At 63.9% G+C, this 20322-nt stretch carries 16 protein-coding genes and 2 pseudogenes; 4 read left to right on the top strand and 14 right to left on the bottom strand.

Annotation, left to right across the window (positions count from 1 at the left end; translation table 11 throughout):
• Positions 1 to 157: 157 nt before the first annotated feature.
• Positions 158 to 415 carry a glutaredoxin family protein gene (locus IV112_RS16225; RefSeq protein WP_003821132.1) on the bottom strand — a complete coding sequence of 86 codons (258 nt, stop codon included), beginning with the start codon at positions 413 to 415 and terminating at the stop codon, positions 158 to 160.
• A 10-nt stretch (positions 416 to 425) separates the two neighbouring features.
• Positions 426 to 1127, bottom strand: coding sequence for a CopM family metallochaperone (gene copM, locus IV112_RS16220; protein ID WP_003821133.1), 702 nt, complete (start codon positions 1125 to 1127; stop codon positions 426 to 428).
• Positions 1128 to 1307: 180 nt separating this feature from the next.
• On the opposite strand from copM, the gene IV112_RS16215 reads away from it, so the two are divergent.
• Positions 1308 to 1718, top strand: coding sequence for a hypothetical protein (locus IV112_RS16215; protein WP_012614065.1), 411 nt, complete (start codon positions 1308 to 1310; stop codon positions 1716 to 1718).
• Positions 1719 to 1873: 155 nt separating this feature from the next.
• On the opposite strand, the gene IV112_RS16210 is transcribed toward IV112_RS16215, so the two are convergent.
• Positions 1874 to 2569: a FadR/GntR family transcriptional regulator gene (locus IV112_RS16210; RefSeq protein ID WP_003821135.1), complete on the bottom strand. Its 696-nt coding sequence runs from the start codon at positions 2567 to 2569 to the stop codon at positions 1874 to 1876.
• Between the two features lie 199 nt (positions 2570 to 2768).
• Here IV112_RS16210 and IV112_RS16205 point away from each other — a divergent pair, with 199 nt between their 5' ends.
• Both IV112_RS16205 and IV112_RS16200 read left to right on the top strand, forming a co-directional pair.
• Entirely contained in the window at positions 2769 to 3311 is a 543-nt protein-coding gene (locus IV112_RS16205) for a nuclear transport factor 2 family protein (protein WP_003821137.1), read from the top strand.
• Between the two features lie 181 nt (positions 3312 to 3492).
• Complete coding sequence (locus tag IV112_RS16200; protein WP_003821138.1) at positions 3493 to 3996, top strand: ClbS/DfsB family four-helix bundle protein; 504 nt, start codon at positions 3493 to 3495, stop codon at positions 3994 to 3996.
• Between the two features lie 46 nt (positions 3997 to 4042).
• Here the strand turns inward: IV112_RS16200 and IV112_RS16195 are convergent, their stop codons facing one another.
• The 11 genes and pseudogenes from IV112_RS16195 to IV112_RS16145 all read right to left on the bottom strand — a co-directional run bounded on the left by IV112_RS16195 (position 4043) and on the right by IV112_RS16145 (position 18705).
• A complete protein-coding gene (locus IV112_RS16195; RefSeq protein WP_304005158.1) occupies positions 4043 to 5239 on the bottom strand; it encodes an MFS transporter in 1197 nt (398 codons plus the stop codon).
• A 79-nt stretch (positions 5240 to 5318) separates the two neighbouring features.
• Positions 5319 to 5663 (bottom strand): annotated as a pseudogene (locus IV112_RS16190) (MerR family transcriptional regulator); the annotation flags it as partial.
• Between the two features lie 90 nt (positions 5664 to 5753).
• Positions 5754 to 7259, bottom strand: a complete 1506-nt coding sequence (locus tag IV112_RS16185) for an efflux transporter outer membrane subunit (protein WP_003821143.1) — start codon at positions 7257 to 7259, stop codon at positions 5754 to 5756.
• Positions 7260 to 7279: 20 nt separating this feature from the next.
• Positions 7280 to 10461, bottom strand: a pseudogene (locus tag IV112_RS16180) (efflux RND transporter permease subunit).
• Positions 10458 to 11765 (bottom strand): efflux RND transporter periplasmic adaptor subunit, encoded by a 1308-nt coding sequence (locus IV112_RS16175; RefSeq protein ID WP_003821145.1) that lies wholly within the window; start codon positions 11763 to 11765, stop codon positions 10458 to 10460. Before IV112_RS16175 ends, IV112_RS16180 begins: the two are co-directional and overlap by 4 nt.
• Positions 11766 to 11876: 111 nt before the next feature.
• Complete coding sequence (locus IV112_RS16170; RefSeq protein WP_003821148.1) at positions 11877 to 14585, bottom strand: heavy metal translocating P-type ATPase; 2709 nt, start codon at positions 14583 to 14585, stop codon at positions 11877 to 11879.
• 166 nt (positions 14586 to 14751) lie between these two features.
• Complete coding sequence (locus IV112_RS16165) at positions 14752 to 15321, bottom strand: DUF4148 domain-containing protein (RefSeq protein WP_003821150.1); 570 nt, start codon at positions 15319 to 15321, stop codon at positions 14752 to 14754.
• 229 nt (positions 15322 to 15550) lie between these two features.
• Positions 15551 to 15928 (bottom strand): ArsR/SmtB family transcription factor, encoded by a 378-nt coding sequence (locus IV112_RS16160; RefSeq protein WP_003821152.1) that lies wholly within the window; start codon positions 15926 to 15928, stop codon positions 15551 to 15553.
• 43 nt (positions 15929 to 15971) lie between these two features.
• Positions 15972 to 16994 carry a cation diffusion facilitator family transporter gene (locus tag IV112_RS16155; RefSeq protein ID WP_003821153.1) on the bottom strand — a complete coding sequence of 341 codons (1023 nt, stop codon included), beginning with the start codon at positions 16992 to 16994 and terminating at the stop codon, positions 15972 to 15974.
• 133 nt (positions 16995 to 17127) lie between these two features.
• On the bottom strand, positions 17128 to 18438 hold the full coding sequence (locus IV112_RS16150; RefSeq protein ID WP_003821155.1) for an MFS transporter: 1311 nt from the start codon (positions 18436 to 18438) through the stop codon (positions 17128 to 17130).
• Between the two features lie 9 nt (positions 18439 to 18447).
• Complete coding sequence (locus tag IV112_RS16145) at positions 18448 to 18705, bottom strand: metal-sensing transcriptional repressor (protein WP_003821156.1); 258 nt, start codon at positions 18703 to 18705, stop codon at positions 18448 to 18450.
• A gap of 399 nt (positions 18706 to 19104) precedes the next feature.
• Here IV112_RS16145 and IV112_RS16140 point away from each other — a divergent pair, with 399 nt between their 5' ends.
• Complete coding sequence (locus tag IV112_RS16140; protein WP_223656232.1) at positions 19105 to 20316, top strand: TolC family protein; 1212 nt, start codon at positions 19105 to 19107, stop codon at positions 20314 to 20316.
• Positions 20317 to 20322 lie beyond the last annotated feature (6 nt).

Below are 20322 nucleotides of genomic sequence, written 5' to 3'. Positions count from 1 at the left end.
TGTCAACGACCGCAGGCGAAAGCGCCGAGCGTCGTCGGCGAAGAATGCCTCACGGTCTTGAGCTTTGCGTGCAGACGCGTCCACAACAGCGCTTACAGGGTCCGACCGGGGTCCGCACCGGCGACTCCGCCCGTGACCACGGTCTTCCTTCAGCGGCTCACTGAAGACCGAGCGCCTTCATCAGCCTCGGCTTCTGGCTCGCGAAGGTGCCATAGAAGACCTCGTCGCCGACGATCGTGATCGGGGCCACGCGCACGCCGGTTCGTGACTTGGCCTCCGCGGAAATCTTCGGGTCGGTCAGGTCGCGCTCTTCAAACGCGATGCCCTGCTGGGACAACCACTCCTTTAGTGCCCGGCAGTCCGGGCAAGTTGGAGTGCTATAGATGAGGATGCGCGGGGTGTTGGCTTGGTTCATGGTCGTGCCTTCACTTGCCCCGAGCGACAAGCCAACTCTTCATCATGGCGATCTCGCCTTCCTGCGCGGAGATGACCTCCTGAGCCAACTTGCGGACCTCCGGGTTCTTGCCGTACTGCAGCGCCACCTTGGCCATGTCGATCGCACCCTGGTGGTGCGGGATCATGCCGCGCATGAAGTCCACATCGGCGTCGCCGCTGAAGTCGATCATCATGTCCGCATGCATGCGGTCGTTGCCGGCACGGTAGGCGGCCGTCGAGGCATCGCCCGAGCTGCCGGCCGCCGCCTGCTGGCCGTTGTCGCCCAGCCACTTGTTCATCATGGCGATCTCGCCTTCCTGCACGGTGATGACCTCCTGGGCCAGCTTGTGAACCTCCGGGTCCTTGCCGTACTGCAGCGCCACCTTGGCCATGTCGATCGCGCCCTGGTGGTGCGGGATCATGCCACGCATGAAATCGACGTCGGCGTTGCCAGTGAACTGCGCTCCCATCCCGGCGTGCATCTGGTCGTTCACGGCGCGATACGCGGTCGTGGAAGGACTGTCATTGGCCGAGGCGCTGGAGGGCATCGCGTGCCCTTGGTGACCTCCGCCCGCACTGGCCTGCATCGCTTCACCCGACGGGACGACCACCTTCTTCTGGACGGCCATCAGGCCGGCGGCGACCACGACGGCGCCCGCAATGAACAAGAGGCTGAACTTGTTGACCTTCATGAAAAAACTCCTTGAATGAGGTTGATGGGTTCACTGTAGGGCCTCCCATTGTTGGAAGGTCAAGCCCTTATTTCGCCCGTCACTTGGCGCTGCACGGCGGTGTGCCCATGCCCATTTCAGTTGCAAGTAATTCTCAACAAAGGTAGGATGTTAGGACGTTAATAGCGAGAGTCCAGGATCATGTCCCAGCAACCGAAAGTTCACGACACCAGCGATTTCCCCATCGTCCGCTTCGACGGCGCAAGCATCTACAACGGATACAGCAGCGCCTGGTGCGCGGAAATGGATGAACTCGTCGCCTGCGGAAAGCCCTTCGTGCTTATCTACGTCGCGGGAGGGCCAGAAGAGACTCTCGACGATCGCGCTCAGCGCGGCGTCTGGCTGAAGACTCACAAGGAGACGCTTGGCGGCACATTGCTCGCGCTCATCCACGTCGAACCGGATTCGGATAAGCGAGCCCAGTTGGAGGCCATGCTGCCAAAGCTCGTCCAGGCTTTCGGTACACCGCAGTCCACCCGGGCCACCCACGCCGATGCCGAGGCGCTGGCCCGGTATGTCCTGGCGGGTGGTCGCGTCGAAGATTCGATATGAACAGCACCGTCCGGTCGCTGTAGCGCACCAAGGGCCTATCCATGAGGACCGGCTACCGCGTGCTCTCCGGGAAACAACCCGCGTTCCGATCAACGGGGCCGGCGACCGGCTGCTCGATGGAAAGCGGCATTGCCAGCGCGGGAGTCGCGCTCGGATCAACCCGATTTCTCAAGTGCCGCAATCAGCGGAGCGACCACGTTCCGCACAGCCGCCGCAGCTGCTTCTCCATCCTGGCGCTCGATAGCATCCACGATCGCCTCATGGGTCGCGAGACCCGGCTCGGGCAGTTCCTTGTCCTTCAGCGCAGTCAGCGTGTTCATGCGGACCGAGTTCGCGAAGTAGCGGTACAGCTCAGCCAGCGCGCCGTTGCCGCACATCCCGGCGATCGCGCAGTGGAAAGCCGTATCGGCCTCGGCAAAGGCCGCGCTCGATGCGTGTTGCTCCTGCTCGCCGCGGGCCTTCAACAGTCGGCGCAGCAGCCCAACGTCCGCCTTGGACCGATGCACCGCGGCCAACCTGGCCGCCTCGGTTTCCAGCATGCAGCGCAACGCGAAGTGCTCTCGCAAGCCGGAACGCCCGACACGGCGCATGACCTCGGCCGGATCGATATTGGTTCGCACGTAGGTGCCATCACCCTGGCGGACTTCCAGGACCTGGCCGTGCGAGAGCACGCGAATGGCTTCCCGCACCGTGTTGCGGCCAACCTCCAGCATCTCGGCCAGTTCCTGCTCCCTGGGGATGCGCTCGCCGACCTTCCAGGCGCCTCCCTCGATCTGGCCGCGGATCAGCTCAATCGTCGAATCGACGAGCGAACGCCGCGGCGCCTGTGGGAGTGTGAAGCGGTTATTCATCGCGGTTCTCAAATGACGTAGAGACGGGAGCCCATCGGACCTCGATTGTAGCAACTCAGGCCTTATACATAGGATGATTCTATGTATTTGACAAAAGAGCAATTGCCGACGGCCTGTGCTTCGTTGCGCGCGACATGCGATTTTCCACCACGCCCGTGCGAGCGGGATTTTTTTCAACACCTTTTGGAGTATTTCGACCATGAACAACATGCAGCACGCCCTGTCATTCAGGCCCCTTCGTTCTTCAGACGGCTTGCGCTGCCGTCCGGTGCAGGCTTTGGGAGCGATATTCCTCGGGCTGGTTTCACTCGCCTATAGCGTCACGTCGCAGGCGGCAGATGAGCCAGAGAACGTGAAGGTGGTCCAGCAATACCTTGACGCCTGGAATGGCGGGCGAACCGACGCGATGGAAAAAGTGCTCGATTCCAACGTCGTCTATTTCAATACCAGCAATGAAGCGTCCCGCACTGGGCCTCAAGCCATTACCGAAGTCTCGCAGTTTCTGATGAAAATCCTGCCCGACCGAAAAATGAAAATCCGTTCGCAGCCGGTTGCCTCCGGCGATGGTGTGGCGATCGAGTGGGAATTCACCGCCACCAAGAACAGCAATGGCGGGACGTCGCCCTCCAGTTCGACCATCAGTTATTTCGGCGCGAGCTTCTTCCGTGTTTCGAACGGAAAGATTGTCTATGCCAGCGACTACTACAACCACAACACCATGCAGAAGCAGCTTCAGCAGTAACGTAAATCCGCAAACAGGAAATCACCGACATGTCCCGCTTCATCATGCACAAGCCCTCGGCGCCGCCAGCGCAGCGGTGAGGCAAGCGCTTTTCCTCAATCCAAGGTAATTGCGCTGGTGACTTGATGAATATCTGACACGCCGGTTATCGAGCCTTGTCTCGATGAAATAGAAATCCCGAATGAAACTACCAACCACGAAGCAGGAACTCCTTGACAAGGTTCGCGCCAGCCACCGAAAGCTCGGGGTAGAAGCTGCCACCATTCCCGCCAGCCACTACCGGCACACGGCCATGATCTGGCAGGAGCCGCGCCTGCATACCAACGCTGCGATGGTCCTGGTGGACGTCATCGTCTGGAACACGATGATCCTGCAGTTCGCGCATGATCGGACGCCTGGACCTTCGGCGTCCTTTTACTCGCCGAGTGCGATGGCGCAGCGGGCCGAGCGTCTTTCTGCCGGCTTCCAGCGCCGTTTCGCGGGCAGAGACCTTCGCGAGCTGGAAGCCATGCTCACGGAGGGACAGGACCGGGTGCTCGACTGCGTGGCGCACCATTCGAACGCCTCGCTTTTCGATCCCGCGTTGAGCCCGATGAAGACCCTCGGGCGCAAGATCCAGTTCTTCACCTCCACCGCCTACGACGACGCGCTGTCGAGGCTGCGCCAGTGGAAGCAGGTGCTGTAGCGGCCGAGGCGACCCACTGCGCGGAGCGCCTCTTGCACCGCTCCGATCAGACCGGAGCTGGCAGCGCCGGCTTTCGCGCGGCCTGCCACAGCAGCGGCACCAGGATCAGCGCCAGGGCCGGGAAGATCATCCAGTTGACCGCCTGCCAGCCCGAGCTGTGCAGGATCGATCCCGCGAGGAACGACACGGCCGCCGTGGCGGCGAAGACGAAGAAATCGTTCATGCCCTGCGCCTTGCCCCGCTCGGCCGGGGTGTGGCAGTCGGTGACCATCGCCGTCGCGCCGATGAAGCTGAAGTTCCAGCCGATGCCCAGCAGCGCCAGCGAGCCCCAGAAGTGGGACAGGCCGAGCCCGCCCAGGGCCACCACCCCGGAGGCGGCGAGCAGCACCATGCCGACGGCGGTCACGCGCTCCTTGCCGTAGCGCACCATCAGTCGCCCGGTGAAGAAGCTCGGCCCGAACATCGCCAGCAGGTGCCACTGTATTCCTAGGGCGGCGTTGTCCACCGAATGCCCGTGGTTGACCATCGCCACCGGCGCGGCCGTCATCACGAACGCCATCACCCCATAGGACACCACGCCCGCAGCCACGGCCAGCAGATAGCGCGGCATCGCCAAGAGCTGCAGCACCGTCCGACCGCTATCGGCGACTGCTTCGGCCTGGGTCTGGCTCGGCGTGCGCAGCATCAGCAGGATCGGCAAGGCGATCAGCGGCAGCAGCGCCTGGCTGAGGAAGCTGCCAACGTAGGGCGTGCCCGCTACCGCATCGCGCGTGAAGATCACCAACTGCGGCCCGATGATGGCGCCCGCGAGACCGCCCACCATGACCCAGGAAATGGCCTTGGCCTTAAGCGCGTCCTCGGCGGTGTCGGCGGCTGCGAAGCGGTAGCTCTGCACATACGCGCCGTAGAAGCCCGCCAGGAAGGTGCCGGCGCAGAAGATCCAGAACGAGGCCAGCATGATGCCCAACGCGGCGATCAGGCCCGAGGCCACGCCGAAGCCGACCCCCACCACGTATCCGTTGCGGCGGCCATGGCGCCGCATGATGAAGGCGGCAGGCAAGGTGCCGATGGCAAGACCCAGGCCGAACAGACTCACGGGCAAGGTGATCCAGGCCGAATTCTTGGCAAGCTGCTGGCCGACCAGCCCACCCAGCGACATCACGATGGGCGCGCTGGCGCCGCCGAGCGCCTGCGCGGCGGTGAGAACGCCGATGTTTCGGCGCGTGATGCTCTGGTCGGTCATGGGCGTCTTTCTTATTCGTTTGTCTGGCCGGAAATATTACACGCATGAATATATATTCAGTTATATGGACATGCGATGCTCACGAACCATCGCGAGCCGGTCCATCCTCGGAAGCCCCGGCGGAAGCAGCACCGTGCAGGGCCAATGCGAGCAGGTGCTCTTTCACCTGGATCAGTTGCTCCATGCGTTCCTCAACACAGGCGAGATGGCCTTGGACAGCCTGCCTTAGCAGCTCAGGTTCCAGGAACCCCTCATGTGCCCAACCCAGTAGGCGGCGCACGTCATCCAGGCCGATTCCCGAGGCACGGTAGTTGCGAATCAGGTGAAGCCGTTCGACATGGGCCGGGCCATAGCGCCGATAGTTGTTGCGTGACCGCTCCGGGGCTTGCAACAGGCCCTCCCGCTCGTAGAACCGAATGTTCTCCGGGGGGTGCCCGTCAAGCGCGCAAGTTCACCGATCCTCATCCGGTTCTCCGTGCGCAACGATGGGGAACGCCGCCGTTGCGCATAGCCCTTATCCCGGCGACCGGGCGGATGGTTGCCCGGTGGCGCCCGATTGCACCGTGTGCTCAGTCCAGCCGCCACCCAGCGCCTTGTAGAGGTGGATGAGGTTGTTCAGCCGCGTCAGGCGCGTGCGCACCAGGGTCTGCTGCGCACCGTACTGTGTGCGTTGCGCATCGAGCAAGGTGAGGTTGTCGTCCACGCCTTCCTGGAAGCGTTGCTCGGCTAGTTGGTAGGCTTTCTGGCTAGCCGCTACCAGGAGCTGCTCCGAGCGGATCTGCTCATCAAGCGTGCGCTTGCCCGCCAAGCCGTCAGCCACCTCAGCAAAGGCCGCCTGGATAGACTTCTCGTAGTTGGCGATTTCGATCCTCTTTTGTACCTGTGCCACGTCCAGATTGGCTCGCAACGCGCCGCCGCGGAAGATGGGCAGCGTGATCTGCGGCAGGAAGCTCCAGGCCCGCGAGCCCGAATCGAACAGGCCGTCCAGCGAAGCGCTGGCCGTGCCCGCCGAGCCCGTGAGGCTAATCGTCGGGAAGAACGCGGCCCGCGCCGCGCCGATGTTGGCGTTGGCGCCGATCAGCATCTGCTCGGCGGCGCGGATGTCCGGCCGACGCGCGAGCAGTTCGGACGGCAGGCCGCTCGGCAGGTCGGTCGGCACGATGTCGTCCGGCAGCGCCACGGCCTCGTCAAGCTGCCGGGACAGCTCCGGCGTCAGCGGCTGGCCCAGCAGCAGCACCAGCGCGTTGCGGTCCTTGGCCGCCTGCCGCGTGTAGGCGGCGCGGTTGGCCTCGGCGGTGCGCAGCGCGATCTCCGCGCGGCGCAGGTCGAGCTGCGTGGAATTTCCCGCTTCCACCAGTTGGGTGGTCAGGTCATAGGAGCGCTTCTGTGTGGCGAGGGTGTCGCTCGTCAGGCGCAGCAGTTCCTGGTCGGCGCGCAGCGTGAGGTAGGCGCTGGCCACCTCGGACACCAGGCTCATCTGCGTGGCGATGCGGGTCTCGTCGAGGGCCAGGTAGGACGCCAGCGCCCGGTCGTTGAGGCTGCGGATGCGGCCCCACAGGTCCAGCTCCCAGGCGGCCGTCACCCCGGCCACGTCGTAGCGCCGGAGCACGTCGCTTTGCCCCGTGGTACTGAGGTCGGCCGGTACGCGCTCTGACGCGCCGCGGGCGGAAACGCCCAGGTTCGGCAGCATCTCGGCACGCTGGATACGGTACAGCGCCTGAGCCGCCTCCACGTTGAGCGCGGCTTTGTGCATGTCGCGGTTGTTCTCCAGCGAAATGCCGATCAACTGCTGCAGCAGCGGGTCGCGGAAGAAGTCCCGCCAACCGATCTCGGCCGTGATCGCGTCGTCGGGCGTCGCGGCCGCCAGTTCCACATAGGCCGCGCCCGAGGGATAGGCCGTGTCGATCGGCGCTGCGGGCCGGTCATACTTCGGTGCCATGGAGCAGCCAGCCAGCGCCGCCGCGAGGGCGAGCGGCGCCAGCGTCCTGGCGGGTCGTGTGAATGCGAAAGATGTTTTCATGTCGTATGTCCTCCTGGCCGTCATGCGTGCTGGTCGGTCATGCCGCCACGGGCATGGCGCGCTTCGCGGCGCAGCGCCAGCTTGCGCACCACAACGTAGAACACCGGCGTCAGCACCAGGCCGAATACCGTCACGCCCAGCATGCCGGCGAACACCGCGATGCCCATGGCGTGGCGCATCTCGGCGCCCGCACCGCTGGCCAGCACCAGCGGCACCACGCCAGCGATGAAGGCGAACGACGTCATCAAGATCGGGCGCAGCCGCAAGCGCGCGGCTTCGAGCACGGCTGCCAGCGGATCGGCCCCTTCGCTTTCCTTCGCGCGGGCGAACTCCACGATCAGGATCGCGTTCTTGGCAGCCAGGCCGACCAGCACCACGAAACCGATCTGCGTGAAGATGTTGTTGTCGCCCCCAGAGAGCCAGACGCCGGCGATCGCCGAGAGCAGCGCCATGGGTGCAATCAGCAGCACAGCGAACGGCAGCGACCAACTGTTGTACTGGGCCGCCAGGAACAGGAAGGCGAGCAGCACCGCCAGCGCGAAGATGTAGATCGCCGTGTTGCCAACCCGTTTTTCCTGGAAAGTCAGGTCCGTCCATTCGTAGGTCATACCGTCCGGCAGCGATTCGCTCACGATCTTCTCAATCGCGGCGGTGGCCTGGCCGGACGAGTAGCCCGGCGCTGGCCCGCCGCTGATGTCGGCCGAGGGAAAGCCGTTGTAATGCATCACCCGGTCGGGGCCGGAACTGCGCTCGATGGTCGCGATCGCGCTCAGCGGGATCATGTCGCCCGCTGCATTGCGCACCTTGAGCATGCCTATGTCCTCAGCCTGCATGCGGAACTGCGCATCGGCCTGGGCCATGACCCGGTAGGTGCGACCGAAGCGGTTGAAGTCGTTGACGTAGAGCGAGCCAAGGTTGACCTGCAGGGTGTCGAACACCTCGGTCAGCGATACGCCCTGCGACTTGGCCTTCACCCGGTCGATGTCCACCTGCAACTGCGGCGCATTGGTCTGGAAGCTGGCGAGCATGTTCGCCAGCTCGGGCGCCTGCATGGCCTTGCCCATGATCTGGCCCTGTGCCTGCGCAAGCGCCTCGGGACCCAGGCCCGCCCGGTCCTCGATCTGCAGCTTGAAGCCGCCCATCGAACCCAGGCCCGGCACCGGCGGCGGCGGGAAGATGCCAACGAAGCCGTCCGGGATCTGGCTGAACTTGCCCATGAGCTTGCCCTGGATGGCGAAGGCCGACAGCGACGGGTCCTTGCGCTCATCGAAGGGCTTGAGCATGGCGAACATCAGCGCGGTGTTCGGCTGGTTCACCGGTCCATTGACCGACAGGCCCGGGAAGGCCACCACGCTCTCGACGCCCGGCTCAGCCAGTGCGATCTTGGTCATCTCCTTGACGACCGCCTCGGTGCGATCCAGCGAGGCGCCGGTCGGAAGCTGGGCGATGCCCACGAGATAGTACTTGTCCTGGGCCGGCACGAAGCCCGCAGGCACCTTGTGGAAGCCCAGCCAGGTCAGGCCCAGGAAGCCGACGTAGAGCAGCAGCACGATGGCGCTGCCGCGCACCGCGCGGCGCACGCCCCCGACGTAGGAATTCGAGGCGCGATCGAAGAAGCGGTTGAAGCGGCGGAAGAAGCCGCCGAACACGCCGTCGATGATGCGCGTGAGACGATCGGGCTTGGCCGCGCCGTGGTGCGGCTTGAGCAGGATGGCGGCCAGCGCTGGCGACAGCGTAAGCGAGTTGATCGCCGACAGGATGGTCGAGAACGCGATGGTCAGCGCGAACTGGCGATAGAACTCGCCCTGCAGCCCCGACAGGAACGCCGAGGGGATGAAGACCGCTGCCAGCACCGAGGTGATGGCCAGGATCGGGCCAGTCACTTCATCCATCGCCTTGCGCGCCGCATCCTTGGGCGATTCGCCCAGCGCCATGTGGCGCTCCACGTTCTCCACCACCACGATGGCGTCATCCACCACGATGCCGATGGAGAGCACGAGGCCAAACAGCGACAGCGTGTTCAGCGAGAAGCCGAACATGTGCATCACCGCGAACGTGCCGACCAGCGAGACCGGCACGGCGATCAGTGGAATGATCGACGCGCGCCAAGATTGCAGGAACAGCACCACCACGATCACCACCAGGAGGATGGCCTCCAGCAGCGTGACGGCGACGGACTGGAGCGAGGCGCGCACGAAGACTGTGGGGTCGTAGGCGATCTTGTACTCGATGCCTTCGGGGAACTTGGCCTGCAGCCGCTCCATCGTCGCGCGCACCGCGCTGGACGTGTCCAGGGCATTGGAGCCGGGCGTCATCAGGATTTGCAGGCCGACCGCGTTCTCGCCGTCGAGCTGGCCGCGCATGGTGTAGTTGTCCGAGCCCAGTTCCGTTCCAGGCGTGCGACGTCGCGCAGGCGGGTCACCTGGCCGTTGGCGCCGGCCTTGATCACGATGTCGCCGAACTGCTCTTCGGTGGTCAGGCGCCCCAGCGCATTGACGCTGACCTGGAAGGCGGCCGACGCATTCGGCTGCTGGCCGATCGAGCCGGCTGCGACCTGCACGTTCTGCTCGCGGATGGCGGCGACCACATCGCTGGCGGTCATGCCCCGCGATGCGACCTTCTCGGGGTCGAGCCAGACGCGCATTGCGTACTCGCCTTCACCGCCGATGATCACGTTGGCGATGCCCGGCAGGCGCGCCAGTTCGTCGCGCACGTTGAGCATCGCGTAGTTGGACACGTACAGCGGGTCGTAGCGGTCCCCCGGCGAGAGCATATGCACCACCATGAGAATATCGGGCGCGGTCTTGTCGGTGACCACGCCGATGCGCTGGACCTCGGGCGGCAACCGGGGCAGCGCGCGTGAGACGCGGTTCTGCACCTGGATCTGCGCGACGTCGGGGTCGATGTGCTGCTCGAACGAGATGGTCAGCACCATCCGCCCGTCCGTGGACATCTGGGACTGCATGTACATCATGCCTTCCACGCCGTTGACCGCCTGCTCCAGCGGCGATGCCACGGTGTCGGCGATCACCTGCGGGTTGGCGCCGGGATAGCTGGCGGTGACCTGCACCGTCGGCGGCGTGACCTGGGGGTACTCGCTCAGGGGGAGCTGGAAATAGCTGATCGCGCCCGCGATCAGCATCAGCACCGACAGGACGATGGCGAAGATCGGCCGGTTGATGAAGAAGCGGGGGAAATTCATTTGCGGGCCTCCGCCGAGCCGGCCGCGCCGTCAGCCTTGGCGGGGTCCGCGCCACCGGCCTTGGCAGGCGCCGCAGCGGGAGCCGGAGCGTTTGCCGCAGCCTTGGTCGCGCCGGTCGCGCCGGCGGCCGGTGCCGCGGGCGCCTGCATGGGCACCATGCGCGGCGTGACCGCCATGCCGGGGCGCACGAGGCCCTTGATGATGATCTTCTCACCGGCCTGCAGGCCGCCGTTGATGACGCGCAGCCCGTCCACCACCGGCCCCAGTTCGATGGGCCGGTACTGGGCCTGGTTGTTCTCGCCCACGACCAGCACGTAGTTGCGCCCTTGGTCGGTGCCCACGGCCTGATCGTCGATCAGGACGGCCTCGCGCGCCGCGCCGGTGGACAGCTTGGCCCGGGCGAACATGCCGGGTGCCATGCGCCCATCCGGGTTGGGCACAACGGCGCGCGCGCGGATCGTGCCGGTGCTTCGGTCAATGGTGTTGCCCACGAAGTCGAGCGCGCCCCTGTGCGGGAAACCCTTGTCCGTGGTCAGCCCGACCTGCACGGGCAGCGAAGCCTTGCTACCGGCGCCCGCAGCGGGCCGCGAGCGGCTGACGACGTTGAGATAGGTGGCCTCATCAATGTCGAAGTACACGTGCAACGGGTCGATGGATACGATCGTGGTCAGCAGCGTGGCCGCGCCGGCGCCGCCACCGCTGACCAAGTTGCCCTCGGTCACGAGCACGCGGTCGACGCGCCCGGCGATGGGCGCAGTGACGCGGGCGTAGGACAGGTCCAGCTGAGCCGCAGCAACGGCGGCCTTAGCCGCCTGCACCTGAGCCTGGCGCGCGTTGCGTGCGGAGGCGGCATCGTCATAGGTCTTGCGCGCGACGGCGCCGGTCGCCACCAGGCGCTCGGCGCGGTCAAAGTCGGCCTGGGCCTGGCTGGCCAGCACCTCGGCCTGACGCAGTTGCGCCACGGCCGTGTCGAGCGCAACCTGGAACGGCCTCGGGTCGATCTGGAACAGCAGTTGGCCCTTGCGCACGAGGCTACCTTCGGGAACGCTCACCGCATCGACGGCGCCGCCGACCCGCGAGCGCAGCTCGACGGTCTTGGGCGCGGCCAGGAAGCCGGTGTACTCGGCCGATGGCGCGACCGTGCGGGTAATGACCTCGGCCACGGGCACCTGCGGCGCCATCGGCGCGCCCGCCGGGGGCGCCGCGGCCTTGCCCTCGTCCTTGGCGTCGCGGGCAGCGATCGCTATCCCCCCGACGGCTGCGATGACGCCTGCCACCACAATGATTCTGATTTTTTTACGCATGGAAGTGACCCTTTCTTGGATGCAGGACTCCGGCCCTTCCGAAGCGCTCTGCAGACATTTGTGTGGAGGCTAGGCGTTACAACGACGGCAAGGTCAAGCCCTCTTGTTGCCTCAGCGGGCAGACGGCACGGACAAGGTGGTGGGACGCCCGGCGTCGTCGCCGTGGTTGGCCTCCGGCGCGCCCTTGAAGCGCAGCAGGCGCAGTGCGTTCAGCGTGACCAGGGCCGTGGCGCCGGTGTCGGCCAGCACGGCAACCCACAAGCCGGTGATACCCAACACGGTGGTGACCAGGAACAAGCCCTTGAGGCCAATGGCGAATACGACGTTTTGGTGAATGTTGGCCATCGTCGCCCGCGACAGGGCCACCAGGTGGGCCACGTCCGTGACGCGGCTCTTGAGCAGCGCGGCATCGGCGGTTTCCAGCGCCACGTCCGTGCCGCCGCCCATGGCGATACCCACGTCGGCGGTCGCCAGGGCCGGCGCGTCGTTGATGCCGTCGCCGACCATCGCCACCTTGGCATCACGCTTCATCTCGTTGACCAAGCGCAGCTTGTCCTGCGGCAGCAGCTCGGCCTCCCACTCGATGCCCAGCTTGCCGGCGATCGCCTGCGCGGTGCGGCGGTTGTCGCCGGTCAGCATGACCGAGCGCACGCCCATGGCGTTGAGCTGGGCCACGCCTTCGCGCGCGTCGCGGCGGGGCTCGTCGCGCAGGGCCAGCAGGCCCAGAACGTTCTTGCTGGCTTCGTCGAACAGGACCACCACGGTCTTGCCGCCATCCTCCAGCTTGTCGATTTCCCTGCGGTGCGCGGCTGTCAGCGTGGCCGTCTGTTCCGCATGGGCGGGCGATCCGACAGCGAGCGCACTGCCGTTCACGGTGGCGCGCACCGCCTTGCCGGCAATGGCCGATGCGCCCGTGGCCTGGGGAATCGCCACGTCCAGGCTCTTGGCATGGGCGACAATGGCCTTCGCCAAGGGATGGTTTGAGCCGGACTCGACAGCGGCGGCAAGCGCAAGGACCTGTTGATGCTTGAACAGCCCGAAGGGCAGGACCTCGGTGATGCGCGGCTTGCCCTCGGTCAGCGTGCCAGTCTTGTCGAAGGCAATGGCGCGCACGCGGCCGATGGTTTCCAACGCGTTGCCACCCTTGATCAGCAGGCCCCGTCGCGTGGCCACCGCAAGGCCCGAGGCGATGGCCGCCGGTGTGGAGAGCACCAGCGCACATGGGCAGGCAATCAACAGCAGTGCGAGGCCGCGGTACAGCCAGGTACCCCAGTCGCCACCCATGGCAAGTGGCGGAACCACCACGATCAACGCCGCGATGGCCATGACGGCAGGGGTGTAGTAGCGGCTGAACTTTTCGATGAAGCGAGCCGTGGGCGCCTTGGAGGACTGCGCCTGCTCCACCAGTTGGATGATGCGAGAAATGGTGTTGTCCGATGCCGTCTTCTCGACTTGTACTTCGAGCACGCCATCGACGTTGATGGAGCCGGCGAACACGTCGGCACCGATAGCCTTTTGACGCGGTACGGACTCGCCGGTGATAGGCGACTCGTCCAGGCTGCTTTCACCGCGGAGGATCTTGCCGTCCGCAGGCACCCGGTCACCAGGGCGCACCAGCACGCGGTCGCTCACGCGCAGGGAAGCGGCGGGCACTTCGCGCTGCCCGCCCGCGGCATCGAGCAGTACCGCCGTCTTAGGCACCAGGGAGGCCAGCGCCTTGATGCCGGCGCGCGCGCGGCCGGCGGCCACGCTTTCCAGCAGCTCGCCGATCGCGAACAGGAACACCACGGCAGCAGCTTCCTCGGCCTCGCCTATCACGAGCGCGCCCAGCGAGGCGACGACCATCAGCGTTTCGATAGAGAACGGCGAGCCTGACACAGCCAGCGCGAAGGCTTTGCGAGCGAACGGCAGCACGCCCGCGATCACCGCAGCGGCGAAGATCCATTCAGCGTAGCCAGGAACGAACTGCGCGATCGCGTAGGCCGAGCCCATCAGGCCGCCCAGGCCCAGCACGTGCTTGCCTTTCTTCGTCTGCCACCAGCGCTGATGGCGCGCCGTCGATGCTGCTGCTGGGGCCGCGGGTGCTGAGCCATCATGGCGGCGCACGTCGGAGACGCCGAAGCCCAGGCTCTTGATGGTCTTCTCGATGTGGCCGAGCTGCGTGGGGCCGCCAGACGCGAGCGTCAATTCCAGCGTTTCTGCGGTGAAGTTTATGCGGGCATCGGACACGCCATCCATGCGAGCGAGCGCCGTTTCGATCTTGCCGACGCAACTGGCGCAGTCCATGCCCTCGACGCGCATGGACACGTTGGGGGGCGTGCTGGGTGCTCCACGGGAGGCAGAGGCCGGCGCATGGTCATGCCCGCTGCAGGCCCCGTGATCGTGACCGTGGTCATGGGCATGGCCGTGAGCATGGCCATGCCCATGGTCATCACCGCACGCTTTGCCGTGCGAATGATCGTGCCCGTGGTCGTGGGCATGCCCATGGTCATGGTGGCCGCCGCAGCCGGCGTGGTCATGCGCGTGGGCCGCATGGCACGGTGCAGGTGCTGCGGACATTTCGGACGCGGGCAGTGCCTGCACGTCGAAGCCCAGGGACCGGATTTTCTTGGCAATGTCGCGTGCAGTATTTCGGCTACTTGTGCTGCGCGTCAACGTCAGCGTCTCATTTGTAAAATTAACCTGTACATTTGATACGCCATCAATTCGACCAAGCGCTGTTTCAATCTTGCCGACGCAACTGGCGCAATCCATACCTTCGACCCGAAAGCCCAGTTGTTCGTCCTGCGCTCCTGTGCCGTCCAATGTTTCCAAAGACATATCAATCTCCTGGTTCTCTGAGTAATCGCCGTGGCAGGACGCACAAATCAGCGATCGGAATGTTATGCAAACAAATGAACACTTGTTTGTATGTTTATTCAAAAAAAAGAAAGAATCTCTTTCTGGCTGAACCATCCGACCGCTGCTTTATGCAGCTGCCATTAAGTCATTTTTTGTTGCGCAGCATCTGGTAGGTTTCAAATGCGGTGCGGTAGGCATCACTATAGGTATCAGGCGTCTGCTCACCAGCCCAGAATCCAGCCATTCCCGCAACCTGCCAATCTGCCAAATCACTCTTTACTTGAGCACGAGTCAATGCCACCGGAGCCTTGTAAGCCGCACCCAGCTTGAGCTGGAGATAGCTCTCGTAGGCTTGTTGGTAGGCTTGGGTGTGCGAAGCGGTGGTGATTCCGCGCGAGGTGAACGCGTGCATGCCGGAGATTTTCCACAGTTCCAAATCAGCCATCACTTCAGCACGAGTCTTTCCTGCTGAGGGCGCCTGATACATATCACCTTGGGTCAATTGCAAGTAGCGCTGAAAGGCAGCCTGGTATTGAGGGCTGAACGTATCCGGGCCGCTTTCGCCGCGAGACAACGCTTCCAACCCAGATTGCCTCCAAGCAGCCAGATCCTCCTGGACCTGTTGCCGTGTCATATCTGCGGCGAACGGTTGAGCGTTTACTCCAGCAGCAAAAAGTGCGGAAAGCAGAACAGCAAAGCGAATTTTCTTGGACATGGTCAATACTCCTTGACGTTAAAAATAATGGCGTGGTCCTTACGCCTTTCGGATACCCCGTAGACAAATAATAACACACATGAAGATATGTTCAAGTGTTTATTTTTAGAGTGCTTTTTGCTTGGGGTCTTCTAGGCATTCAGCAAGGCGCGCCGGTGTCTCTCTAGATTAATAGCCAAAAAAAGCCTACCCCTTGAAGGCGTAGGCCGGCGCGCACTCACATGTTCAGTCAATCGTCGTGTCTGTCCTCCGAAATGTGAACCGCCATGTCCTGGAGTACCTGGCTGACGTGCTGGTCGGCAATGCCGTAGAAGATGTGCTTGGCTTGGCGCTCGCCGCGCACGAGGCGCGCGCCGCGCAACAGGCGCAGGTGATGGCTGACCAAGGACTGCGACAGGTCTAGCGAGCCAGCAATGTCGCCCACTGCGACCGATCCGCGCATGCACTGCAACAGGATTTTCAATCGCGATTGGTCGCCCAGCAGGCGGAAGGTCTCTGCCAGAACAGCGACGTCACTTTGCGATAGTGCGAGGACATCAGTGGTCGTGCCGTGGTTAGAGGTCGAACATTGCACAATAGCGGCGCTGGTGGTTTTGCGGGATGTCATGGATTCAAACCCTCAAGTGAACTGCGAACCGTCTAGCACGGCCTCAATGCTTGTGACCGGGAGCGGAGTGGTCATGGTCATGATTGTGCTCACTGTGGTCGTGGCCGCTGTGGTCCTGACGGCCTGTCGTGGGTTGCAGGCTGCAGATGTTCTCGTCAGCCTCCGAGTTCCAGTCGATTCCGACTGTGGCGTGTTCGATGCTGAACTGCTCTCGCAGCACCGCCTCGACGCGCTTGACCACAGCTCGCGCCTCCTCGTCCACGTTGGGTCGAACGTGTAGCGTGGCCATCGTGCGACCGGAAGTGAGTTGCCACACGTGAACATGGCTGACAGCCGCCAGGCCGGGCACAGTGCTCATCAGGCCTTGTTCCACCTTTTCCGGCGAAGCGTCCTCTGGCGCACCCTCCAACAGGATATGGATCGACTTGGCCAGGAGCTTCCAGGCGCTGCGCAGAATCAACGCCGCTACTAGAACCGACAGGATGGGGTCGATCGGAGTCCAGCCGGTGAAGTAGATGACGATCGCTGCAACGATGGCGCCGACAGAGCCGAGCAGGTCACCCATCACGTGGAGGATGGCACCTTTCACATTGACGTGATCGGTTTCGCCGCGGGTCATGATCCACAGCACGAGGACGTTGATCAGTAAGCCGAGCACGGCGACGATCATCATCGGGCCGGCGAGGATGACGGGCGGCGCCTGCAGCCGCTCCCACGCCTCGTAGGCGATCCATGCGACGATCGCGAACAGGGTCACGGCGTTCAGGAAGCCGGCGATGACCTCGAAGCGCAGGTAACCGAATGTGCGTTTGCTGTCGGCTGCGCGGCGACCGAATCGGAAGGCAGCGTAAGCCAGGGCAAGTGCCACGGCGTCGGTCAGCATGTGGCCAGCATCGGCAAGTAGGGCTAGCGAGCCCGACAGCACGCCGCCGACAGCTTCCACGAGCATGAAGCCGAAGATCAGGAAGAAGGAAACCAGAACCTTGCGCTCGTTGGCGCTCGTCACTGTGGGGGTGTGGTCGTGATCATGGTCGTGACCATGGTCATGTGCATTGGATTGGGACATGGGCGCCTCTGCTGGTTGAGTGTTTGACTATGGCGAAATATAACACATGAATATGTGTTCATGTGATATATTTTCGCTCACCCTTCTCAGCCTCCGAAGCCATGCGTTGTGATGCCGCAACGAGAAAATGTGCCTATCCTTTCGGCCAGATACGGTGCAGGTCATCCAGAATCAGCTGGTGATGGTGCCTGCCTTGGTCTGCGTGTGTGCGTAAATGAGGGTGATCCGGCGGCAAGCTGGGGTGGTCATGCGCCACGTCAGAAGGGTCGCTGGCCGGCCACAGCCAGAGCGTCAGCGCCACGCCGGCCAAGCCGACCAGGGACATGACAATGAAGGTCGATGGCAAGCCCATGACCGCGCCGAAGCGGCCGGCAAGTGGGTAGCAGATGAGCCAACAGGCGTGCGACAGCGCGAAGTGTGCCGCGAAGATCGCAGGACGGTCCTCGGCATGGGCCGAGCGGCGCAGAAGACGGCCGGATGGCGTTTGCGCCACGCTGTAGCCAAAGCCGATGATCAACCACAGCGGCAGCAACAATGCATAGCTCGGCAGCAGTGCGCCGATCCCCGTGCCCACGACCAGTACGGTAGCGCCGGTGAGCATCGCGGTTCGGTCGGCCACCTTTTCCAGTAAGGATGGCAGAACGAAGGCTGCCACCATCGAACCGCCTCCGAATGCCGCCAGTGCCGACGCCACTTCGACCTCGCCTAGGCCAAAGCGCGCCTTCACGAGAACCACCGTGTTCACGATCACCATGGCGCCCGCCGCCGAGACGGCCAAGCTGATCGCCAGCAGGCCCCGCAGGCGTGGCGTAGCGAGATAGATGCGTGTGCCGCGGGTCGTGCGATCCCAAATGCCGCGGCGCGGTCCGGGAATAGTTGTGGGCAACCGCACGCTGACCACGAGCGCGGCTGAAACGAGGAAACCGAGCACTGTTCCCGCGAACAGGTTGTGAAAGCTGATGACGGTCAGCAGCGCAGCAGCCAGCATCGGGGAAATCAGGCTTTCCAGGTCATAGGCCAGCCGGGACAGCGACAGCGCCTTCGTGTAGTCCTCTTCATCGGGAAGGATGTCCGGGATAGTGGCTTGGAAAGTCGGCGTGAAGCCGGCGGATGCCGCTTGCAGGACAAAGATCAGCAGATAGATCTGCCAGACCTCGGTGACAAAGGGCAAACAGATCGCGACAACCGCTCGTACCAGGTCCAGCGCTACGAGCAATGACCGTCGCGGGAACTGGTCGGCGAAGGCCTGTGCGACTGGAGCGACTCCCACATAGGCCAGCATCTTGATAGCCAGCGCCGACCCGAGCACCGCACCTGCATCGGCCCCGGCCAGCTCGTAGGCAAGTAGGCCGAGCGCTACCGTCATCAGGCCTGTGCCGACGAGTGCGATCACCTGCGCGGTGAACAGGTGGCGGTAGGTGCGGTTCTTTAGGACGGAGAGCATCGAGAGACCTCAGAGCAGTCTGGTTAGCGCCTTCATTTCGGCTAGAACGGAGTCCTCATCATGAGATAGGCAGTGGTCGATGTGGTCATGGATCAGGACGCGCTTGGCCGCTGTGACGGCGCTCTCCACCGCAGCGAGCTGGCGAGCGATGTCCAGGCAGGTTTCTTCTCCTTCGATCATCCCGATGACGTGTCGCAGATGACCCTCGGCGCGCTTGAGCCGTTTCACGAGATCTGGGTGGCTGGTGTGCTTGTGCATCTCTTTCATGCAGCAATCATATCCCCCCCCGGGGGATATGCTCAAGGAGTCTGCATAGCTGTTTGCGCAGTGGATTAGCCCCACCTCGCCTCTCGATGTCTTGCGCCCGACGCCCTCTCTAAGGCGATTGGTGCTCAAAGGATGTAAGGTTTTCTTTCCCATTCATATGAATAGATATACAATTGTTCATATCTAAGCCAGTGAACAGTGGCTTTTCAACGACAAGCACTTGCTCGGAAAGAGAACACCCAGCCGGGGGTAAGTACTGATGCAACACCGATGGAGAATTGAATGCTTCGCAAAGACATACGCAAGGGATGGATCTGGGCGGTATCCACGCTTTGGGCCGGCACCGTGCTAGCCCAGCCAGTAGCCGCCCCTCACGTCCCATCCAGACCAGACAGCCACATGGTCGCCCAATTGTGGGAGTCAGCTTGGCAGCGGCAGCCAGAAGCCGCTGGAGAAGGCGCCTGGCAGCAGGCCGCCCAAGCACGCCAAGAGACGGCCGGCAGTTGGGTGGCAGGTCCGATGGCGCTGGAAGCCTCCACCAAAACTGATCGGTTCAACAACCGCAACGGACAGCGCGAATATGAAGTCGGGGTGGCTATTCCCCTTTGGATGCCTGGTGAGCGCGCCTCGTCGGCACGCTGGGCGGACGCGGAAAGCCTCGCGCTATCCAGCCGGATGCTGGCCGCCAAGCTACGCACGGCCGGACAGGTTCGCCAGGCATGGTGGGCATGGCAGCGTGCCCAGGCCGAATTGGTGGCGGCGCAGGATCGCACCCGCAGCGCGGACGAGTTGGCGCAAGATGTGGCTCGCCGGGTTCGCGCGGGCGACCTGGCGCAAGCCGACAGAAACCAGGCCGATGGCGCCTTGGCGTCGGCTCGTAGTGCCCTGGCCATTGCTCAGGCCGAAGAAATCACGCAGCGCGAGGCGTTGTTGGCACTGACCGGCATCGAGAGTATCCCGTCGCAGGCCGATTCCGCGCAGCCGGAGCAGTCAGGTGTCCGAGTTCAACCGGCATCGGCACAGCCGTCCGGCGCGTTGTTGGGTAACCACCCTGCGCTGCTGGAACTGCAGCACAAGGCGCTGGCGGCCCGCCGCTCTGCGGAACTGGTGTCCCATCAGAAGTACGCCAACCCCGAACTGACCCTGGCGACCACGCGGGATCGGGGCGGCTACGGCGAACGCTACAACCAGACGATCACGGTGGGTGTGCGCATTCCCTTCGGTACGGGTAGCCGTCATACCGAGCAATTGTCCAGCGCCAATGCGCAGGCACTGGAGGCTGAGTCGGCACTCGCGGCCCAGCGCACCCGGCTACTCTCGGAAATTCGAACTGCCCAATCGCGCGAACTGGCAACCAGCACCCAGATGCAGGCCGCTTCGGAGCGCCAGCGACTAGCCCAACAAACGCGCACCTTCTACCAAAAGTCGTTCGCGATGGGCGAGACGGACATGCCGACACGCCTTCGCATCGAGCAGGAGGCCACCGAGGCCGAGCGCGCGGCGCTGCTCGCCAAGGTGGAGCATGCCGCGGCCATCTCGTCCCTGTTGCAGGCACAAGGCACGCTGCCGCAGCCGACCGAGACTTTCACTGACATCTCCGGCACGCGCTGATCGGCG

Origin of the sequence: Methyloversatilis discipulorum (assembly GCF_018780585.1) — a bacterium.
In the GTDB taxonomy this organism is placed as follows: Bacteria; Pseudomonadota; Gammaproteobacteria; order Burkholderiales; family Rhodocyclaceae; genus Methyloversatilis; species Methyloversatilis discipulorum_B.
The sequence above is the reverse complement of the archived record's forward strand: the minus strand, read 5'-3'. Positions and strand labels throughout refer to the sequence as shown.